The sequence below is a fragment of the Flaviaestuariibacter flavus genome (assembly GCF_004337505.1).
Taxonomy (GTDB): domain Bacteria; phylum Bacteroidota; class Bacteroidia; order Chitinophagales; family Chitinophagaceae; genus Flavisolibacter; species Flavisolibacter flavus.
Genome location: NZ_SJZI01000002.1, coordinates 183,196 through 201,352 on the forward strand (window position 1 = coordinate 183,196; position 18,157 = coordinate 201,352).

At 57.2% G+C, this 18,157-nt stretch carries 23 protein-coding genes; 9 read left to right on the forward strand and 14 right to left on the reverse strand.

What is annotated here, in order from left to right; genetic code table 11:
- Positions 1-32: 32 nt before the first annotated feature.
- Positions 33-872, reverse strand: coding sequence for a dienelactone hydrolase family protein (locus tag EPD60_RS01455; protein ID WP_131446110.1), 840 nt, complete (start codon positions 870-872; stop codon positions 33-35).
- Positions 873-1,054: 182 nt separating this feature from the next.
- Between EPD60_RS01455 and EPD60_RS01460 the strand changes: the two genes are divergently transcribed.
- A complete protein-coding gene (locus EPD60_RS01460; RefSeq protein ID WP_131446112.1) occupies positions 1,055-1,561 on the forward strand; it encodes a hypothetical protein in 507 nt (168 codons plus the stop codon).
- 111 nt (positions 1,562-1,672) lie between these two features.
- Here the strand turns inward: EPD60_RS01460 and EPD60_RS01465 are convergent, their stop codons facing one another.
- Entirely contained in the window at positions 1,673-1,864 is a 192-nt protein-coding gene (locus tag EPD60_RS01465; RefSeq protein ID WP_165871364.1) for a DUF3606 domain-containing protein, read from the reverse strand.
- A 213-nt stretch (positions 1,865-2,077) separates the two neighbouring features.
- On the opposite strand from EPD60_RS01465, the gene EPD60_RS01470 reads away from it, so the two are divergent.
- Entirely contained in the window at positions 2,078-2,260 is a 183-nt protein-coding gene (locus EPD60_RS01470) for a hypothetical protein (protein WP_131446116.1), read from the forward strand.
- A gap of 67 nt (positions 2,261-2,327) precedes the next feature.
- Here EPD60_RS01470 and EPD60_RS17110 read toward each other — a convergent pair whose 3' ends face one another.
- The 3 genes from EPD60_RS17110 to EPD60_RS01485 all read right to left on the reverse strand — a co-directional run bounded on the left by EPD60_RS17110 (position 2,328) and on the right by EPD60_RS01485 (position 5,869).
- On the reverse strand, positions 2,328-3,110 hold the full coding sequence (locus EPD60_RS17110) for a hypothetical protein (RefSeq protein ID WP_207896516.1): 783 nt from the start codon (positions 3,108-3,110) through the stop codon (positions 2,328-2,330).
- Between the two features lie 52 nt (positions 3,111-3,162).
- Positions 3,163-4,116 (reverse strand): CvpA family protein, encoded by a 954-nt coding sequence (locus EPD60_RS01480; protein WP_131446118.1) that lies wholly within the window; start codon positions 4,114-4,116, stop codon positions 3,163-3,165.
- Between the two features lie 154 nt (positions 4,117-4,270).
- Complete coding sequence (locus EPD60_RS01485) at positions 4,271-5,869, reverse strand: sensor histidine kinase (protein WP_131446120.1); 1,599 nt, start codon at positions 5,867-5,869, stop codon at positions 4,271-4,273.
- 81 nt (positions 5,870-5,950) lie between these two features.
- Here EPD60_RS01485 and EPD60_RS01490 point away from each other — a divergent pair, with 81 nt between their 5' ends.
- From EPD60_RS01490 to EPD60_RS16775, 6 genes are all read left to right on the forward strand, one after another.
- Positions 5,951-6,418: an NUDIX hydrolase gene (locus EPD60_RS01490; RefSeq protein WP_131446122.1), complete on the forward strand. Its 468-nt coding sequence runs from the start codon at positions 5,951-5,953 to the stop codon at positions 6,416-6,418.
- Positions 6,415-7,194, forward strand: coding sequence for a sulfite exporter TauE/SafE family protein (locus EPD60_RS01495; RefSeq protein ID WP_243647738.1), 780 nt, complete (start codon positions 6,415-6,417; stop codon positions 7,192-7,194). The genes EPD60_RS01490 and EPD60_RS01495 overlap by 4 nt, the downstream gene beginning before the upstream one ends.
- Before the next feature lie 72 nt (positions 7,195-7,266).
- Entirely contained in the window at positions 7,267-8,169 is a 903-nt protein-coding gene (locus tag EPD60_RS01500; RefSeq protein ID WP_131446124.1) for a polysaccharide deacetylase family protein, read from the forward strand.
- Positions 8,170-8,281: 112 nt separating this feature from the next.
- Positions 8,282-8,464 (forward strand): hypothetical protein, encoded by a 183-nt coding sequence (locus EPD60_RS01505; protein WP_131446126.1) that lies wholly within the window; start codon positions 8,282-8,284, stop codon positions 8,462-8,464.
- Between the two features lie 12 nt (positions 8,465-8,476).
- On the forward strand, positions 8,477-8,701 hold the full coding sequence (locus EPD60_RS01510; protein WP_131446128.1) for a hypothetical protein: 225 nt from the start codon (positions 8,477-8,479) through the stop codon (positions 8,699-8,701).
- 179 nt (positions 8,702-8,880) lie between these two features.
- The gene (locus EPD60_RS16775) at positions 8,881-9,024 is read left to right on the forward strand and encodes a hypothetical protein (RefSeq protein ID WP_165871365.1); all 144 of its coding nucleotides are present in this window, start codon (positions 8,881-8,883) and stop codon (positions 9,022-9,024) included.
- A 110-nt stretch (positions 9,025-9,134) separates the two neighbouring features.
- Here the strand turns inward: EPD60_RS16775 and EPD60_RS01515 are convergent, their stop codons facing one another.
- From EPD60_RS01515 to EPD60_RS01530, 4 genes are all read right to left on the reverse strand, one after another.
- Positions 9,135-9,338: a hypothetical protein gene (locus EPD60_RS01515; RefSeq protein ID WP_131446130.1), complete on the reverse strand. Its 204-nt coding sequence runs from the start codon at positions 9,336-9,338 to the stop codon at positions 9,135-9,137.
- A gap of 40 nt (positions 9,339-9,378) precedes the next feature.
- Entirely contained in the window at positions 9,379-10,047 is a 669-nt protein-coding gene (locus tag EPD60_RS01520) for a YggS family pyridoxal phosphate-dependent enzyme (protein WP_131446132.1), read from the reverse strand.
- A 69-nt stretch (positions 10,048-10,116) separates the two neighbouring features.
- Positions 10,117-11,271: an acyl-CoA dehydrogenase family protein gene (locus EPD60_RS01525; RefSeq protein ID WP_131446135.1), complete on the reverse strand. Its 1,155-nt coding sequence runs from the start codon at positions 11,269-11,271 to the stop codon at positions 10,117-10,119.
- 150 nt (positions 11,272-11,421) lie between these two features.
- The gene (locus EPD60_RS01530) at positions 11,422-11,772 is read right to left on the reverse strand and encodes a YciI family protein (RefSeq protein WP_165871366.1); all 351 of its coding nucleotides are present in this window, start codon (positions 11,770-11,772) and stop codon (positions 11,422-11,424) included.
- A 34-nt stretch (positions 11,773-11,806) separates the two neighbouring features.
- Here EPD60_RS01530 and EPD60_RS01535 point away from each other — a divergent pair, with 34 nt between their 5' ends.
- Positions 11,807-12,235: a GNAT family N-acetyltransferase gene (locus EPD60_RS01535; protein WP_131446139.1), complete on the forward strand. Its 429-nt coding sequence runs from the start codon at positions 11,807-11,809 to the stop codon at positions 12,233-12,235.
- Positions 12,236-12,414: 179 nt separating this feature from the next.
- Here the strand turns inward: EPD60_RS01535 and EPD60_RS01540 are convergent, their stop codons facing one another.
- The 5 genes from EPD60_RS01540 to EPD60_RS01560 form a co-directional block, all read right to left on the reverse strand.
- Positions 12,415-13,494: a fatty acid desaturase family protein gene (locus tag EPD60_RS01540; RefSeq protein WP_131446141.1), complete on the reverse strand. Its 1,080-nt coding sequence runs from the start codon at positions 13,492-13,494 to the stop codon at positions 12,415-12,417.
- A 50-nt stretch (positions 13,495-13,544) separates the two neighbouring features.
- Positions 13,545-14,279, reverse strand: coding sequence for a bacillithiol biosynthesis deacetylase BshB1 (gene bshB1 / locus EPD60_RS01545; RefSeq protein ID WP_243647739.1), 735 nt, complete (start codon positions 14,277-14,279; stop codon positions 13,545-13,547).
- Positions 14,280-14,464: 185 nt separating this feature from the next.
- Complete coding sequence (locus EPD60_RS01550) at positions 14,465-15,142, reverse strand: DUF4294 domain-containing protein (protein ID WP_243647740.1); 678 nt, start codon at positions 15,140-15,142, stop codon at positions 14,465-14,467.
- Positions 15,143-15,214: 72 nt separating this feature from the next.
- On the reverse strand, positions 15,215-17,695 hold the full coding sequence (gene ccsA, locus EPD60_RS01555) for a cytochrome c biogenesis protein CcsA (protein ID WP_131446145.1): 2,481 nt from the start codon (positions 17,693-17,695) through the stop codon (positions 15,215-15,217).
- Positions 17,696-17,710: 15 nt separating this feature from the next.
- Positions 17,711-18,145, reverse strand: coding sequence for a cytochrome c maturation protein CcmE domain-containing protein (locus tag EPD60_RS01560; RefSeq protein ID WP_131446147.1), 435 nt, complete (start codon positions 18,143-18,145; stop codon positions 17,711-17,713).
- Between the last annotated feature and the right edge of the window lie 12 nt (positions 18,146-18,157).

Genomic DNA, 18,157 nt, shown 5'->3' on the forward strand with positions numbered 1-18,157 from the left:
GCAGCGAATCTATAAAACAAACGGGTATCGAATTAGCGGAATACTTCGTTCCAGAAGGCTTTCATGTCGTTCCAGGAGGCCGTATCGGCGGCCCCGTTGTAGCGGATCGGCATATTGAACTTCTGCCCGGTAGGTGTCGCAGCCGGGTTGGTGAAAGCGTGGGTGGCGTCGGGGTATACCTTGTCGGTATGCCGGATGCCGAGGCTGTCGAGGCGTTTGCGGAAGGCTTCGTATTTCTCCATCGGCACAAAGGAGTCGGCCGCTCCCTGACAGATCAGCACCGCGCCCTTGTAGGCATCTTTTGCCCAGGGCTGGCCAGGCTCGGGATAATCGCCGTGGAAAGAAACAACGCCGCGGAAGGGCATGCCTGCCCGGGCGCCCTGCAACACGGCCGATCCGCCGAAGCAGTAACCCATGGCCCCGAGGCGGGCGGTATCGGTCTCGGTGCGGCTTTTCAGGTAGGTGGCAGCGGCCTCGAGGCGCTCGGTAAACAGTGCCGGGTTGGTATAGAAAGGCATCGCCAGTTCCTGGGCCTGCTTCGGGTCGGCGGCGATCCTGCCGTCGCCGTACATATCAAGAGCGATAGCCGCATAGCCAAGGCCGGCAAGCTGGCGGGCACGGCCGCGTGCATAATCATTGAGTCCCCACCATTCCGGCACTACGATAACGGCCGGCCGGCGCCCGGTTTTGGAGGAATCGAAATAAAGAAAGGAATGGAGCGTGGTGCCTCCGCTGCGCAGGTTAACGGCCTCCTCGCGGATGCCCGGGCCCTGCGGAGCCGCGGTAGAGGCGTCGTGCTGTTCGCTGTTACCACAGGCGGTCAGCAGCAGTAAGGCAAATGCGGAAAAAAGTCCGGTCAGACGAAAATACATACAGCAAAAGTTTTTAATCCAATCAACACTAGATCCGGTTTAAAGTTGGGAAAAAAAACCGGCTTTCAGAAGGGTTTGCGCCCGGCGGTGGAAAAAAAGTTAACAACGATACAACGGAGCGCGTCCGGGACGCATCTTGGGATAAAGCCCGGTGTCGCTATCTTTATGATAACAAGCATGCTATGAAAAAACTTTTCCTGTTGCTTCTCTCCGCCCCTCTTTTTGCCGCCGCCCAGGACAGTACGGTTGCCTGTAAGCTGCGCACCGAACGCGACCCCTATACGAAAGAGGTACGCCTCTCCACCGGCGCGTTGCGCATCGGCAATTACCAGGTAACCGGTGAGGCCAGCGCCAAGGAAATCGACCTGTTTATCAACCTTACCGGCACCGGCGCCTGCTTTAACGACCAGTCGCAGGTATCGGTCACCTATACCGGCACCCGCCTGAAGAACAGCTATAAAAACGGCGGCACCATGAACTGTGACGGCTTTTTCCACCTCATTTTCCGCAACACTCCAGAAACGCAATACAGCCTGCGCAAGCTGGTTGACCAACGGATTGCCACGCTTACCTTCGGTACCGATAAAAACGCTACGGTGATCACCCTCACCGAAGATCAGAAAGACATCGTGCAACAGGCGTTCCGCTGCCTGGCTACTGAGGCGAAAGGACTGATCCCTCCGCAGTAAGGTTCAGGAAACGGGAATCGTCGATCGTAAATGCCGATACCTGATTACGACGAAAGGATGCCATCGGCATCCTTTCGTCGTAACCGCGCATTGCGCATTCGCGTTTCAAGCCTAACAGCGGTCATAACGGTCACGGATGTATTCGCGGATCTCGTCGCGATCGAAGCCGACTTCCTGCACGGCGGTAAGTACATCCTGAACAGGTAGTTTTAATTTACGGGCAAGCTCGGTGATCTGGAATTCTACGGATCCGGGAACGCCGAAACGGTCGTTGCTGGAAAGATAATGGGCTTGGTTATACATGTCTTGGTGTTTGACGGTACCAATCCGAAAACTGTGCCGCCACCCGCACCCCATCCGGTGGCCTCCGCCGGTGGGAGGCGCTAACAGGGCGAAAGCAGCTTAACAAACCTTTGCCGATATTTTTTCCCGTTTTGCCGACAAGAATTATCCCCTCACCCCGGGCCGGCGTAACTTTGGCGCGTCGCTTAAATGCCTCGTGTAAAATCCTGCATCATGAAAAAGTACTTCTCGGAAAAGAATGCGCTGACGGTTATGGTTTGCCTTTTCTGTTTCATCAGTTTCGTCATCGCGCTTGCCGTAAAGCAGTCGCTCTGGGAGAGCATCGCCTTCGCCCTTGCTTTCAGCTTTGCCGTGGAAACGCTTTGCCACCGCACCCGTGAAAATCAACGTTCCTGATTTCTTTAAATAGAAAAAGGAAAGCCGCCCATTTCGGGGCGGCTTTCCTTTTTTCACACCGGCCGTATCAATGAACCTGGTAGCTCTGTAATTCCGAGTTGGTACGGATATCCTGGGTGCCGGAAGTAGCGTTGGAGCGGATCGCGATCACACCCACGCCTTTCGCGGAAAAGAAATTATAGCGGCCGGCAACCCCGATGAACGGGTAGCTGAGCTCAAAGTAGGAATGGATCACCTGGCGGTAGGTAATGCCATTGAGGGTCATGGTAAGATCCCGCGCAACCACCTGGCCATTGATGGTACCGGTGATCCCGTTCGGCGTTCCGGCAACCGAGGTCCACGTTGTACCCACCGGTGCATCCTTGAGGTAAAAGAAATCCATCGGACCAACGTTGGGAACCCATACGGCGTAGTGGTAGTCGGTTGTGTTGTGCATGTAATAAAGCGTATCAACACCGGTCGGGTTGGGTACTGTGGAAGTAAGCGACAGACCCGTAAAAGTCGACCCGTTGAGCGTGCGTGTACGGGTGGAAACGGTTTGCGTGGAGCTGCCACCTGACGCTGAATCCCGGAACTTCCAGGTATTGGTGAGCACGAGCGGCATATAGCTCGAATCTGTGACCGTCGTGCTGCCGCCGCCGCCCGATCCGCCTGTGCCGCCCGATCCGCCTGTGCCGCCCGACCCGCCGCTGCCACCACTCCCGCCCGTACCGCCGGAGCCGCCACCGGGAGGCGTTACCGGTACTACCGGGTTGTTATTGGTCGTTGTAGGGTTCGGATCTAAAACTTCTTTCTGGCAGGCCACCAGGGATAAAAGCAGCAGTACGCCAAAAATAGAGCGGGTGTTCATGTGCGTTTGGTTGAACACCGAAGGTAGCAAAGCGGGCCGGTATTCCCCGGCATTAGTCGCGAAACTCCTGTGCGATCATCAACCCGTAGAGGCCGCCGTCGAGCACGCCGATCCCGACACGGCCAAAGCCATTATGGAGAATATTGGCCCGGTGCCCCGGCGAATTCATGAGGCCGCGGTGGCAGATCAGGAGGGTCTGGCCCAGGGCGAGGTTCTCCCCTGCCGTCAGAAAGCGCACGTTGGCCGCCCCCATCCGGTCGAAGGGGTCTTTTTTCTCGGGAGTATAGTGCGAGAAATAGCCGCGGGCGAACATATCGCGGGCATGCGCGCGGGCAACAGCGGTCATTTCGGGATCGGCTTTGAGCGGTGCCAATCCGGCCTTTGCCCGCTCCTCGTTCACCAGCTCGAGCATCCGTGCCTCCAGGTCCGTGCGGGTCTTCGGGTCTTTCACGGTGAAGTGCAGCTTCACGGTCTCATTGGGCGCTACCTCGGTACCCACATGGGTCATGCTGCGGCGGATAGCATCGTCGAAGATGGGCGCGAGCCGGCGGTTGGCCCACTCGGCTTCGTTTGAGAGAAGGCCGGCAATATTACTTTTCTGCGTGGCTGCCGACAGGGTTTCGGAAATGGGTACCGTAAGCAAAAGCCCGGCAAGCAGGGTGGCATAAATGGCGCCGTTGATCAGCCCCGGTAGGAGCCCCAGGGCCCGGTTGACCGGCTTGCGGTCGAAGGACCGGAACCGCTCCAGGATCCGGTTGGTGACCCAGCTGCTCACGAGGCGAACGGCCAGCACAATGATAATAAAGCTCAGTGGCTGCAGCCAGATGCCGATACCCGGAATAAACCGTTCGAGAATCACTGCCAGCGCCGGGTAAGCCAGGTAACCGGTAAAAAGGCTGAGCGTCCAGCCCAACAACTCGAGGGCGCCAACGAGAAAACCCCGCTGGAAGCCCGACCAGACGGCCGCTGCCACGACTAAGACCAGGATGATGTCGACAAGGTTCATTGGGGTGTTTTGTAGGCCAGCATACGCCCTTATAGACAAAATAAGATGCCAGAAAGGTTTTACGAGTTGGGATTTTGGATATTAAATGAATAGGGCGGCGTGCAGCACTTACGCGGAGAACCGGATCATAAAAACAGGACGGAAACCCCCGGTTTCATTGCGGCAACACGATCCGGAAGGTTGCGCCCTGCCCCGGCCCGGAAGACGCTTCGATCCGGCCTCCGTGGTTTTCCACCACCTTCCGGCAGATGGCCAGTCCGAGACCGGTGCCCTCGTAATCCTTGTGGCTGTGCAGACGGTTAAAGAGCCCGAAAATCTTTTCGGAATAATGGGCGGGGAAGCCGATCCCGTTGTCGGAAAAAAGCAGCTGGAGCGCCGGCAGGACGCCGGCCGCACGCCCGGGCATCGGCACCTCGATGTGTTGGTGGCTGATCGAAATTACCGGCGGCACGCCGGGCCGGGCGAATTTCAAAGAATTGCTAAGCAGGTTCTGGAACAGCTGGCGGAACTGGAACGGTACCACCGTAGCCTCGGGCAAGCCGTCGGAGCTGATCATGGCGCCGGTTTCCCGGATCCGCGATTCGAGTACTTCGCGTACCTCGTCGAGGATGCGTTCCAGCGACACCAGCTGCGGTTCCTGCTGCTGGTTGAGCGAGGAAAAGGCCAGGATATCTTCGATGAGCAGGCGCATCCTGCGGGCAGCATCCATAATGCGCTCGAGGTGCCTGCGTGCTTCTTCCGACCACTCCCCCGCACGGGCGCTTTCCAGCAGGCCGGTGTAGAGCACGATCTTGCGTAGCGGCTCCTTCAGATCGTGCGACGCCACGGACGCGAATTGCTGGAGCTCTTCGTTTGAGTGCTCGAGCTCGAGTGTTTTGAGGAGCAGGGTTTCTTCCATCCGCTTGCGTTCCGAAACGTCCTGGATGACGCCTACCATCCTTTCGGGCCCGTTCGGCCCGCTGTGCACCACGCCGCGGGCCCACACCGTTCGCTGGCTGCCGTCGGGACGCAGAAAGCGAAACTCGCATTGCAGGCTGCCCGATACAAATGCTTCGGCGATCGCGTTGCGCAGGAGACCGCTGTCATCGGCATGCACGCGCTCGATGAATTCGGCAAGGGGCATCTGCGCATCGTTCCCCAGGATCTTCCGCAACTCGGGGCTGCTGTCGCTGACTTCGTTCACGATATCCCAGTCGAAAGAGCCGAGCCGGGCAAGTGCCTCGGCCTCCAGCAGCTGGTCTTCGCGCCGCGAAATGCGGGCCCGCAGCAGGTCGATAAAGGTGATCATGGAGGAAGTGTTATACCCCATGAAGAGCCGGTCGATCTCGCCGGCGGTTTCCACCGCGGTGCGGAGGTCGGAAGTGAAATCGGGGATGAATTGGCGGAGCCCTTCTGCCCGGATGAAATTGAGTAGCGTGATATCTTCTACAATAACATCGCTATAGTCGACGATGCTCAACTCGTTGGCTACCCAGCGCATTACGGACGCATTGAGGAACTCAAATATTTTGCCCGCGGCAAGGGCTCCGAGAAAGTCACCGGAAGATTTTTCGGTTAAAGCCAGCAGCTCCCCGGGACCGTATTTTGAAAGGTGGCGGAGCAAGGGCAGGTTGAGCTGCACGGAGCGTTGGTATTGGTGGCGAGCAAATTCGGAAAGACGGCCGTCGAGGATCAGCGCCGCCAGACCATGCAGGTGCCGGAACCCGTACATGCCCGGGTACGCTTCATAGATCGACTGCCCTGAAGCCTGCATTTTAACGCTGTTATCCGGATTCAATGAAAAGCGATTGATGGCGTTTGTTCAAAAAACTATTCCACGCCCTTATTTTGCGGCATGCGTACCAGTGCCGGCATCCTGCTTTACCGTGGCGCCGTGGCTGCCCTGGAGTTCTTCCTGGTGCATCCGGGCGGCCCCCTCTGGGCTGGCCGCGACGGAGGCGCCTGGACGATCCCGAAGGGTGAGTTCACGGCACCGGAGCTGCCCCTGGCCGCGGCAAGACGCGAGTTTTTCGAGGAAACCGGCTTTAAGGTCAGCGGGCCTTTTATTGAGCTGGGCACGATCCGGCAAAAGGCGGGCAAGCTGGTGCATGCCTGGGCGGCTGCCGGCGACCTCGACCCGGAGGCCATCCGCTCCAACACCTTCCGCACCCAATGGCCGCCGCGCTCCGGCAAGTGGATCTCGGTGCCCGAGATCGACAAAGCCGGCTGGTTTTTCTATGAAGAAGCCGCGCGGCTCATAAACCCGGCCCAGGTGGCCTTCCTGGATACGCTCCTGCAACAACTAGCCAATCCGAACGCTTGAACGAAATTACCCTTCAGATTATCCTGCTCTGTGCGGCCGCCTTTGCCGCAGGTTTTATTGATGCGATCGTGGGCGGCGGCGGTCTTATCCAGACCCCGCTTAGCTTCGTGGTACTCGGCGCCCAACCGGCGGCGGCGATCCTGGCCACGGTCAAGATTCCCTCTTTCTGCGGAACCGCGATGGCCACACGCCAGTACCTGCGCCAGGTGCGCATCCGCTGGCCATTGGCTGTTGTCAGCACCGCCACGGCATTCTTTGCATCCTTCGGCGGGTCGCTCCTGCTGACACGGGTGCCCAATGTGCACTTCAAGCCCATCATGTTGGTGGTGCTCATCGGTGTTGCGATTTATACGTTTGTCAAAAAAGATTTCGGCCAGCGGCCCGCACGCGATGTTCCTTTTCCTGTGCAAATACGGGCGGCGGTATTGAGCTCGCTCCTGCTCGGCTTTTACGACGGCTTTATCGGTCCGGGCACGGGTTCCTTCCTCATCATGGCCTTTATCCTGGTCATCGGCTTCGACTTTCTGCAGGCTTCGGCACATGCCAAGCTTACAAACCTGGCCACCAACCTCGGGTCCATCACGCTTTTTCTCATCAAAGGCAAGATCCTTTGGGCTTTCGCCCTCCCGATGGCGGCGGCCAATGCCTGCGGCGGCTACCTCGGCGCGCGGCTTGCAATAGCAAAAGGAAACCGTTTTATCCGCGTGCTCTTCCTGGTGGTAGTACTCGGCACCTTGTTGCGCTTCGCCTACGACGTGTTCCGCGGATTTTTATAAAAAATTTCTAACCTATCATGAAAAAGCGGACGCGTTTGCGTTCAATTTTGCAGGCTATCATTCCCCACTCATATGACCAGATCCCTTTCCCTCGCTCTCCTGCTCGCCGCCGGCCTCGCAGCCTGCAATGGCACCGATGCCGGTAAGAATGCCGCTGACAGCACACGAACTACCGCCGTGCGCGACACCGCTACCGGCACCAAGCCGGTGGTGGTCGCCACTGATCGTCCCATTGCCGATGCCGCGACCATCATGGCGCGCAAGCAGGTGCCCGTGCTCTGCTACCACCATATCTACGACGTCCCGAAGGCTACGCGCGAATACGACGTTACGGCCAACGAGTTCCGCAATCAGCTGAAAATGCTGCACGACAGCGGCTACCATAGCGTACTGCCGGATCAGCTCTACAACTACCTGGCTTTCGGCGACCCGCTCCCCGACAAGCCTTTCATGCTCACTTTCGATGATACTGACGAGGAGCAATTCTCTATCGCCAAACCCGCGATGGACAAATATGGCTTTAAAGGCGTCTATTTCATTATGACGATCTCCATCGGCCGTCCCCGCTACATGACCAAGGAGCAGATCCGCCAGCTGGCCGACGAGGGGCATGCTGTTGAAAGCCACACCTGGCGCCACGACCGCGTAGATAAATACCTTACAACCCCGCACATCGACAAAGGCACGGGTAAGATGGTAGAAAACGACTGGGACCTGCAGCTTGGCGTTCAGCGCAAGAAGCTCGAGGATATCAGCGGCAAGCCAATCCACTACTTTGCCTATCCCTTCGGAATCTGGAGCAAGGAAGGCATCCCCGAGCTCAAGAAGCGCGATATCCGCATGGCCTTCCAGCTGTCAACCAAGCGCGACTCCCTGGAGCCGCTGCACACCGTGCGCCGGATCATTGTACCGCCCACCTGGTCGGCGGAAGGCCTGCTGAAGGTGATGCGTACGAGCTTCGACGGACGCCGGTAAACACCAGCTCTTTTCTGGTAGCCGGGAGCGGTTCTGCGGGTGATTAAAGCCCTGCCGGACGGCTCCCGGCTTTTTCTTGCCCTGCTGGCATGTTTGTTTTGTATGCTGATGCATGTATCCCGATCCCAAGGAAGAGCCTGAAAAGCAGCCCGTTCCGCCTTCCGAAACGGTCGCCAATGCCCATGCTGCCGGCGATGGCGCCCTCGAGCGCAGCGACGGCACCATAGAAGGCGGCACCGCAGGCCCCAACAGCCCGGAGCTGCATGCCGAAGACCAGGATCACAAACCTTACTAGAAAGTATTTATCATGGAGCACCTGTTCAAGACCCAGTTGACGATCGAAGGCCAGAGCCGGAATTACGATGTTTTCTTTAATGAAAACGATTACCATTTCGCCCCGCTCGATGGAGCCGGGCCCGAGGTGCTGCTCCGCCGCGAGCACGACGAATGGCACCCGGTGTCGACCACCGACCCGGCCCTGAATGAAGCCTGCATCGGGCTGCTGGAAACCTACCTGTTGTCGCAACACTGAGCGGGCGTTTTGTTACCCACTTTTTCCGCAAACTCCACAAAACCAGGCTTCCGGAAGGCGCCTCAAAAGTGACTTCACTCATCGGTTGCGGCGGGATGACCACGTTCCGTACCTTTTTTTTCCACGACAGCGGGACTGGAATAGTGTTTGGATTTCAATTGAGTATAAAATGATGTGTTATGTTCCCCGTGTGGTTTTTTATACTCTTACTCGTACTGATCTCCTACTTGCTCTATATCACCCGGCCCACGGAAGATTCGATCGTGGTGCAGGGAAAGAACCACCTCCGCAGATTGCAGGAGGCCTGGTTCCGCCGCTCGTAGTGCACAGCGCGAAAGCGTCTCTATAAATGGTTCCGCCATGCGGAGCACTTCTGACCAGAAAAAAGGCCGAGGCGGTAACGCTTCGGCCTTTTTCGTATCGATTCAGAGCATCAGTCACGGCTGCGGCCGCGCGAGAGTGCCACCAGCAGCAGGATAAATACCGCCGCGCCGACGATCCACACGATCGGGTTGGAGTACCAGGCGTCGCCGCCCTTATGGGTGTTGATGTTTACATCCACGCTTTTCGTCCCATCCTGGGCCATGGCCATTGCCGACATAAATGCCAGCGCCACGGACAAATACATTTTTTTCATACAAATGTTTTCGGCACAGCTTCAAAAACGGGGCCACCGCTCAGTTGCGCGCACCGAAAAGAAGGGATCCGATCCGCACGAGGTTGCTGCCGGCAGCCAGGGCAAGCTGGTAATCGCCGCTCATGCCCATCGACAGGAGGTCAAAAAGGAGTCCCTCCGAAGTGCGGGCGGCATGCTGATCGAAAAGCGAGCGCAGGTAACGGAACTCCGCTCCTACCACATCTTTGTTGCCGGAAAAGGAGGCCATCCCCATAAGTCCGCGGATGCGGACGCCGGGAAGCGGTTCCGCTTCGAAATTATTGAGCAGCCCACCGAGCTCACCCGCGTCAAGCCCGAACTTGGTTTCTTCCTGCGCAATATGTACCTGGAGCAGTACATCGATATTGCGGTTGTTCTTTACCGCTTGTTTCGACACCTCCCGGAGCAGCTTCTCACTGTCGATGCCATGTATCAGGTGCACAAAGGGAACAATGTATTTCACCTTATTGCTCTGGAGGTGTCCGATGAAGTGCCAGCGGATATCCTGCGGAAGCTGCGGCACTTTGTCCACCAGTTCCTGCACGTAATTCTCACCAAAGTCGCGCTGGCCGAGACCGTAAAGAGCCTGGATGTCGGACGCCGGCTTTGTTTTGGAAACGGCTACCAGTGTGGCTCCGCTTTCAGCTAATTCCTCCCTTATCAGGTTATATGCAGCTACGTTGATCGCCATACCCCAAAAATAAAGTAAGGGTCGTGTTGAAACGACCCTTACCAATTAACTGATATCGTGGTTGACCAATTATTTCAGAATGCTGCGGCTGATTACGATGCGTTGCACCTCCGACGTGCCTTCGTAGATCTGGGTGATCTTGGCATCGCGCATAAGGCGCTCCACGTGGTATTCTTTCACATAGCCGTAACCGCCATGGATCTGCACGGCTTCCACCGTGGTCCACATCGCGGTTTCAGACGAGAATACCTTGGCCATGGAGGAGCTGAGGGTATAGTCTTTCTTCTCGTCCTTGTCGAGGGCTGCCTGGAAGCAGAGCAGGCGGGAGGCCTCGATGCGGGTAGCCATATCAGCCAGCTTGAAGGCGATGGCCTGGTGGTTGGCGATCTCCTTGCCGAAGGCCTTGCGCTCCCGGGCATACTTGAGCGACAGCTCGTATGCACCCGAGGCGATACCGAGGGCCTGCGAGGCGATACCGATACGGCCGCCGGCGAGGGTCTTCATCGCGAACTTGAAGCCAAAGCCGTCTTCGCCGATGCGGTTTTCTTTCGGCACCTTCACGTCGTTGAAGAGGATGGTATGCGTGTCGGAGGCACGGATGCCCAGCTTATTTTCTTTTGCCGCTACCACCACCCCCGGCCAGCCTTTTTCAACAATAAGCACGTTGATGCCCTTGGAGCCTTTCGCGGGGTCCGTCTGGGCGATCACGAGGTATACAGAGGCGGAGTTGCCGTTGGTGATCCAGTTCTTGGTGCCGTTGAGCAGGTAATGGTCGCCCATGTCTTCGGCGGTGGTGCGCTGTGAGGTAGCGTCGGAGCCGGCCTCGGGCTCGCTGAGCAGGAAGGCGCCGATATAGAGTTTGCCATCCTTTTTGCCCTGCGCCAGCGGGGTCAGGTATTTGCGCTTTTGCTCCTCGCTGCCATAGGCTTCGAGTCCGTAGCATACCAGCGAGTTGTTCACGCTCATGCCCACACTCACCGAGGCGTCAACCTTGGAGATCTCCTCCATGGCCAGCACGTAGCTCACGGTGTCGAGTCCGGCGCCGCCGTATTCGGGGCTCACCATCATGCCGAGGAAGCCGAGGTCGGCGAGCTTTTCCATTTGTTCGGTGGGATGCTTCATCAGCTCGTCGCGCTCGATGACGCCGGGAAGGCATTCGTTCTGCGCGAAATCGCGGGCAGCCTGCTGGATCATCAGCTGCTCTTCGCTCAATTGAAAGTTCATGTAGCTAGAATTGTGGCGCAAATATAGGGAAACGTGAGCCGTGAGCCGTGAACCCTCAGCCGGCCGAATGCCGCTGTTGAAGGCCAGCAATAATGCTTCGCGAGACTGTAAAACGTCAGTAGGGTTGGCTCACGGATGACCGTTCCCGGTTCACGAAACGGGCAGGCTCATGCCCGGAATCGAAAACCAATCGTACAGCTCGTACACGAAAATGCCGCGGTTGCAAAGCGGGTCGCCCTGCATCCAGGCGCTGACCTCGTCTTTGTCGGCGGTACCGAAAACGATGATTCCCTTCAGGTCGCCCTCGGTGGTCACCGGGCCGAAGATGTGCGCCTTGCCTTCGGCTTCGAGGCCGAACAGGTGCATCAGGTGTCCCATCTGGAGTTCCTGGAAGTTCTCGCTTTCCATCGGGTCGCGCCCGGCTTTGAGCAACAGCAATACATAGGGCCTGCCGGTTTGCACACGGGCCATTACCGCTTCGGGCGTCAATCGGGTATTCATTCCTTGATTAGTTTTGCCCCCACAAAATAGGTAAATGGAAATACACCTTATCGAAGTAGACACACCGGAATACGAGCAGATGAAGCGGCTCCGCCTCGAGGTGTTGCTGCGTCCCATCGGCGTCCCGGAGACCTATATCGACCCTGAGCGGGAAGCGAAGGAGCTGCTGGTTGGTGCTTTTGAAGACGGCCGGATGATCGGCTGCTGTGTGCTCACGCCGGTAGACGCACAGCGGTTACAATTGCGCCAAATGGCGGTAGACACAGTGGTGCAGGGTAAAGGCGTCGGCGCGCAGATCGTGGCTTTTGCGGAAGGCATCGCCCGCGAGCGCGGCTTCTCCGAGCTGTTCATGCATGCCCGTGATGCGGTGCTCGATTTCTATTCCAAATGCGGCTACACGGTGCGAGGCGAGCAGTTCTTTGAAGTAGGGATACCGCATCACATTATGTACCGGTCGCTCTGAGGGCGTAAGAAGGAATTGAAGGATACGAAGAGTTTTTCACCGCAAAGAGAATAAGAAAAGAAGTTGATACGCTAAGCTTTTATGCAAAAGGTCCCGCCTGAGGCGGGACCTTTCTGATGTATTCCTTAGCGAAACGCTTTTTCAACTTCTTTCTTAGCGGTGAAAAACGCTTCTTCACCTTACGCCGCCTTATTACCGCGTCCCATCTGCTTCAGAAACGAAACGTGGGCAGCCACGGCGTGGCGCATCTTGGGATATTCAATATAGGGCACATTGTACTCCTGGCAGGTTTGCTTGATGATGCGCGAGATGGCCGGGTAGTGCACGTGCGAGATCTTCGGAAAGAGGTGGTGCTCCACCTGGAAGTTGAGGCCGCCCACAAACCAATTGATCACCTTGTTGTGCGGGGCGAAGTTGGCGGTGGTCTTCAGCTGGTGGATCGCCCATTCGTCCTGCAGCTTGTTGGTAACGGCGTCCGGTACCGGGAAGTGCGTATGCTCCACGGTATGCGCCAGCTGGAAAACGATCGACAGCACGAAGCCGGCTACCAGGGAAAAGATCGAGAAGCCGATCACCCAGGGAATGAAGCCCACCATATAAATGGGCAGCACTACGTAAAGCCCGACATTCACAAGCTTAAAGCCCCAGAAGATGAGGTGATCGCCGACGCTCATTTGTTTGAGCGGCATGGCGCCGATACGGCGCTTAAAGTATTTCTGGTAGTCGAGCAGGAAGATCCAGAGCACGTAGAGCAGGGAATAAAGGAACCAGAAATAAATGTGCTGGTAGCGGTGAATAACGTATTTGGGCTGCGACTCGCTCATCCGCATCCAGGGCTTGATGTCGATGTCATCATCTACACCGTCGACATTCGTGTAGGCATGGTGAATCACATTGTGTTTCATATTCCACATGAAATGCGATCCGCCGAGCACGTTGAGCGAGAAGGCCGCCAGCGTGTTCACCCAGCCATAGCGGCTGAATGAGCCGTGGGCGCCGTCGTGCATGATGTTGAAGCCGATGCCGGCCACCACGCAGCCCAGGAGGATGCATTCAAGAACAGAAACGAGCACCCCCGGCGTAAAGAATACCAGGTGGGTAAACAGGAACACGAACATTGTCGTGAGGATGGCTGCCTTGGTAAAGAGCGGCAGGCCGCCGGTCATTTTTTTGCCGGTTTGCTGAAAGTACGCTTCTACACGTCGTTTGAGCTCTTTCCGGAAGCCGGGGTTGTTGTTGACGAACTTTGGAATTTCCATGAATCGATAAGCCTTTAATGAGTTGATAAGATTGTCCTTGGATGGAAGGCTCAGGTCTCTTCGAGAATGAGCGCGTCCAGGCTTCTGATTCCAATATTTTTCTTGGATAGGAAGCCTTCCGCAAAAGGCACACCAATTCGCTTGCCCAGCAGGCGGGCCCTTGCAATCACGGCTTCCATGAAGCCGGGGCTCGAGATGTACGTCTGCGGTCCTTCTTCGCCCGGTGTGAAAAATTGCGTTTTATATGCTTTGATCGATTCCATGCGCGCCTCCCACACGTGGCTCACGTCCACAAGGAGGTCTGGCTCATAGAAGCGGTCCTGGATGTATTGCAGCACGTAACGGGGACGCCAGTGCGCCTGCTCGTTACCCGACTCGTCGGTGGTCTTTACCTGGCGGAGGCCCGATAAAAAACAGGAGTCGTAGATCAGGTTGCCGGCGCGGCCGTGATCCGGATGGCGGTCTTCCATGATGTTTCCGATCACGATATCCGGGCGGTATTTCCGCAGCGCGCTGACGAGCCGTAGCTGGTGGGCTTCGTCGTTGACAAAAAAGCCGTCGCGCATTTTCAGGTTTTCGCGCACGGAGAGCCCCATGATGCGGGCTGCGTCGGCCGCTTCCGCATAACGCGTCACCACGGTTCCGCGGGTGCCGAGCTCGCCTTCGGTAAGGTCGAGGACGCCGGTCTTTTTACCCTTTTGCGCCTCGCTGATGAGTACGCCCGAACAGCCGAGCTCTACATCATCGGGATGGGCGCCGATGGCCAGAATGTCTAATTTAAGCAATGCGATTGTCTGTTGAGGCTGCAAGATACGTCTCCCAAGGGCATCAGGCAACCCCGACCCGTATGAATTGAGCTGAGTTTTGTCAATCCCTTGGCGTTCAGGAGCCTCTTTTGTGATGAGTTTGGCCATTCGTGCCGTCAGGCAGGAACAATTCCGACATCGGACATCGGATATCGAAAATTTCCTCAGGGTTTTTGGCTGCTCGCCACTGGGCGGTAGCGGTTGTTGTACCAGGAACCGTCGATCTCTTTCACGATCGCCTCGATCTGTCGGTCGGTGGCATCGTTAAGATCGTAATCCTGTTTGAGGCTGGAACCGAAAAAGAAGGCAACGGTCTGGTATAACCGCGCATTGAGTCCGCCTTTGTATTCTTTAATGATCTCGTAGCAGTTATTGCCGGTCTGGCGGTTAATGAGCTTCATCAGCACCTTGCCCTGGTATACCGACAGGTTCTCGAGCGGATCGGAGAACTGTTTACGCAGCTCGGCCTCGCGGGATTTGATATAGGCCTTCCGGTCGCCCCGGCTGTCTACGCCTTCAAGGTGAGCGGCCACATCGTTGAGGGTAACGCCGGCGGTGCGGGCATAAGGATAGGTAACATAAACCGCGTTGCGGAGGCGGTTATAAGCCGCGATGGCCTTGGCGAGGCGCTCCGGCGACATCCGCGACACATAAACATTGTCGAGCTCGCGGTAAGGCAGCAGCTCGCCTTCGTAGTTGATCACCGACACGATGATGGTATCGCGTTCCCCCCAGGTAGGTTTGGCCTGCGCGTGCGCGGAATCAGCCGGCTGGGCATTTGCCACCGCGGTGGCTGCCAGCGCCATCATCAGAACAAGATATTTGCGAACGGTGCGGTTCATGGTCCTGAAGGAAACTGTTTGCCCTCCCGGCAAACAGACCATGAAACTACGTGTTCCGCTGTTTCGAAAATCTTAAAGTTTGGAGGTCTCCATTTTCAGTGCGCCCACCCGGTTCAACTGGCGGCGGCGCACCGCGCTCATGAAGAAACCGGCTACCATTACCAGCGTGCCGAGCCATACGAGGTTGATGAACGGAAACTTATACGCCTTCAGGGTGATATAGCGCAGCACGGCGTCCGACTCCTTGAGCCCGAGCTCCACCCGGTTGCCCTTCAGCGCCTGCACCTGCACCACCAGTCCTTCGGCGGTGGCCGTGTCGGGGTAAGGCATTGCCACGCCTCCCTTTTTGATCAGCAGGGGCTGCAGGGTATAGATGGAAGAGGTTTTTGCATACACCTTCAGGTTGGCCACCGTGGCGCTGTCCTGGGGCGCGAAGTTGCCGCCCGGCAGGTTGTTGCGCGACTGCAGGCTCTCGAGCACGATAAAGCCTTTGCCGTACCAGGCCGTATCGCCTACACCCAATGTAGCGGGCTTGAAGCTGCTGGTGTCTTCGGGGGCTTTGCCCGGATCATTTGAGAGCGAAGTGATATAGGTAAAGACGTCGTAGTTCCAGTAATGCTTTGCGTCAGGATTTGCCATCAGCCCTGCGTTACCCTTATAATTCACAAAGGCATTCGGTTTCAGGTTGAAGCTTTCCTTGCCATCTTTGCTGGTGAAGGCCAGGTTATAAAAAGCAAGCGGCTTCTGGGGATGCATTGAGTCCTGGTTGTAGGTAACCCAATACTTACCCATATCGGTGCGCAGGTCCTTCACGAGCGTCAGGTTCTCTCCAGGCTTCTCCTTGCCACCCTCACCCAACGGAACAAAGATGCCCGTGGTGTTGTGCGAGAGCACTTCTTTTTTGGAAGACGAGATCAGGATGCCTACCAGCAGCATGCCGAAGCCAACGTGCGCTACGGACCCTCCGGCAGCACGCAGCTTGCCGTTGGCGCCGGTCCAGATAAAGGCTGCGTTGGCCACTACGGCATAGATGCCGCACACGAGGGCTACCCAGATGGCGGCCATATAGCCGGCGCCGTACTCGCGGTAGTTGATGTCGCCGAATGCAAGCACGAGGCCTGCCAGCACCACTGCGGTCACCGTGGGCCACCGAAGGCGGCGCAGCACGAAATCGCGCGACGTGCTCTTGTATTTGAAGTATTGCGAAATAGCGGTGAGCAGGCCGATGATGATCGCCACAAACACCTGGATCCTGTTATAAGCGAAAGCCGAGTCCTCTCCCATCGCCAGCGGCTTGAACAGCTGCTTGTCGGTGAAGAGCCCTGCGATCTTGTTGAGCACCGGCAGCGAGGTCATCACACTGATGGTGATGGCGGAAAGCAGCAGCACCAGCGAGCCGATGAACATCCAGAACTCGCGCGACGAAGCTTCTTCTTCCTTCGCAATGTGGGGGATCGACTTCCAGCGGCGCACCATGAGGAAGATGGTCGGGAAAAGGAATACCGCCACCAGAGCACGCAGGTGCCATTTGGTGATGCCTTCGCCGGTAAAGGCGTGCACCGAGGTCTCCTGCAGGTCGCCGGAGCGGGTGAGGTAAGTAGAGTAAAGGATCAGCAGGAAGGTAAGCCCGATGAACACAAATGAGGACCGCAGCGCATTGCCCGTGTGGCGGTAGATGAGCAGGGTGTGCACGCCGGCCACCAGGGTCAGCCAGGGCACCAGCGAAGCGTTTTCCACCGGGTCCCAGGCCCAGTAGCCGCCGAAGTTGAGCGACTCGTAGGCCCAGGCGGCGCCCATCATGATCCCGGTGCCGAGCACGCCGGCGGAAAAGAGCGACCAGCTGAGCGCGGGCTTCGTCCAGCCTTTGTAGTCGCGGGTCCAGAGGCCGGCGATGGCATAGCTGAAAGGAATGAGCGTGGAGGCAAAGCCAAGAAACAGTACCGGCGGGTGGATCACCATCCAGTAGTTCTGCAGCAGCGGGTTGAGGTCGTTGCCGTCTTTTACAAAAGAGAGGTAGTCGGCCCGGGCGAAAATGGGCGCGTCGAGCTCGTTGCGCAGCAGCACAAAGGGGTTGGAGCCGATCTTCCACCCGAAGATGTGAATGCCGGCGATCATGGTGGCCAGCAGCACCTGGGCAAAAGATACGATGGTCATCACCGGGGTTTCGAACTGCTTTTCGCGGCGGATCACCACAAGGCCGAGCACGCAATGCCAGAAGCTCCAGAGCAGGAAGGAGCCTTCCTGTCCTTCCCAGAAGCAGCTGAGCAGGTACTTGGCTTCCAGCGAGCGGCTGCTGTGCTGCCAGGCATACTTGAATTCGAAAAGGTGGTTGGAAATAATATAGAAGAGAATGCTGAAGATCGCTACGATGCTCACGCATTCGGCGTAGAAAAAGATACGGGCGAGTTGCCGCCAGTGCGCCTTTTCTGCTTCGTCCTTGCGACGGGTGGCAACAAAATACGCGTAAGTGGCGGCCAGCGAGGCAACAAGCGACAGGATTACAAAAAAATGTCCGAGACGGCCAGGGAAGAGATGCTCTCCGATAAAGTCCATTCTGTGAGTATGCGGTTAGTAATTCGCGGGGGTGCCGGTAGCTGCCGGCGCCGTGGGCAGGTTCTTTTCGGCCTGCTTCATGTCGTCCTTGTATTTCGAAGGACACTTCATCTGGAGCTTGGTGCACTCGAAATGATCGCCGCGCATGTAGCCGTTGAGATCAATGCCTTCGCTGCGCTCCATATCGGTGGGCTTGGCGTTGTTGTACACCACGCGGGTACGGGCGCCCGACTGGTCAACAGCGTAGAAAACGGTTTTGTTCGGATCCTTTACCATGTCGTACTCGATCGGCGCGTTCTTGTCGAGCTGCACCTTTACCACCACAAACTGGTCCTTCTTCCCGGCAGCCGAGGCGAAGGTCTCGTAGGTGGTGAGGTCCTTGATGAAAAACGACATCCCGACGATGCCGCCGACAACAAGGAGCAGGAGGATGATGTGGATCTTTTTCATGGCGATTTGCTT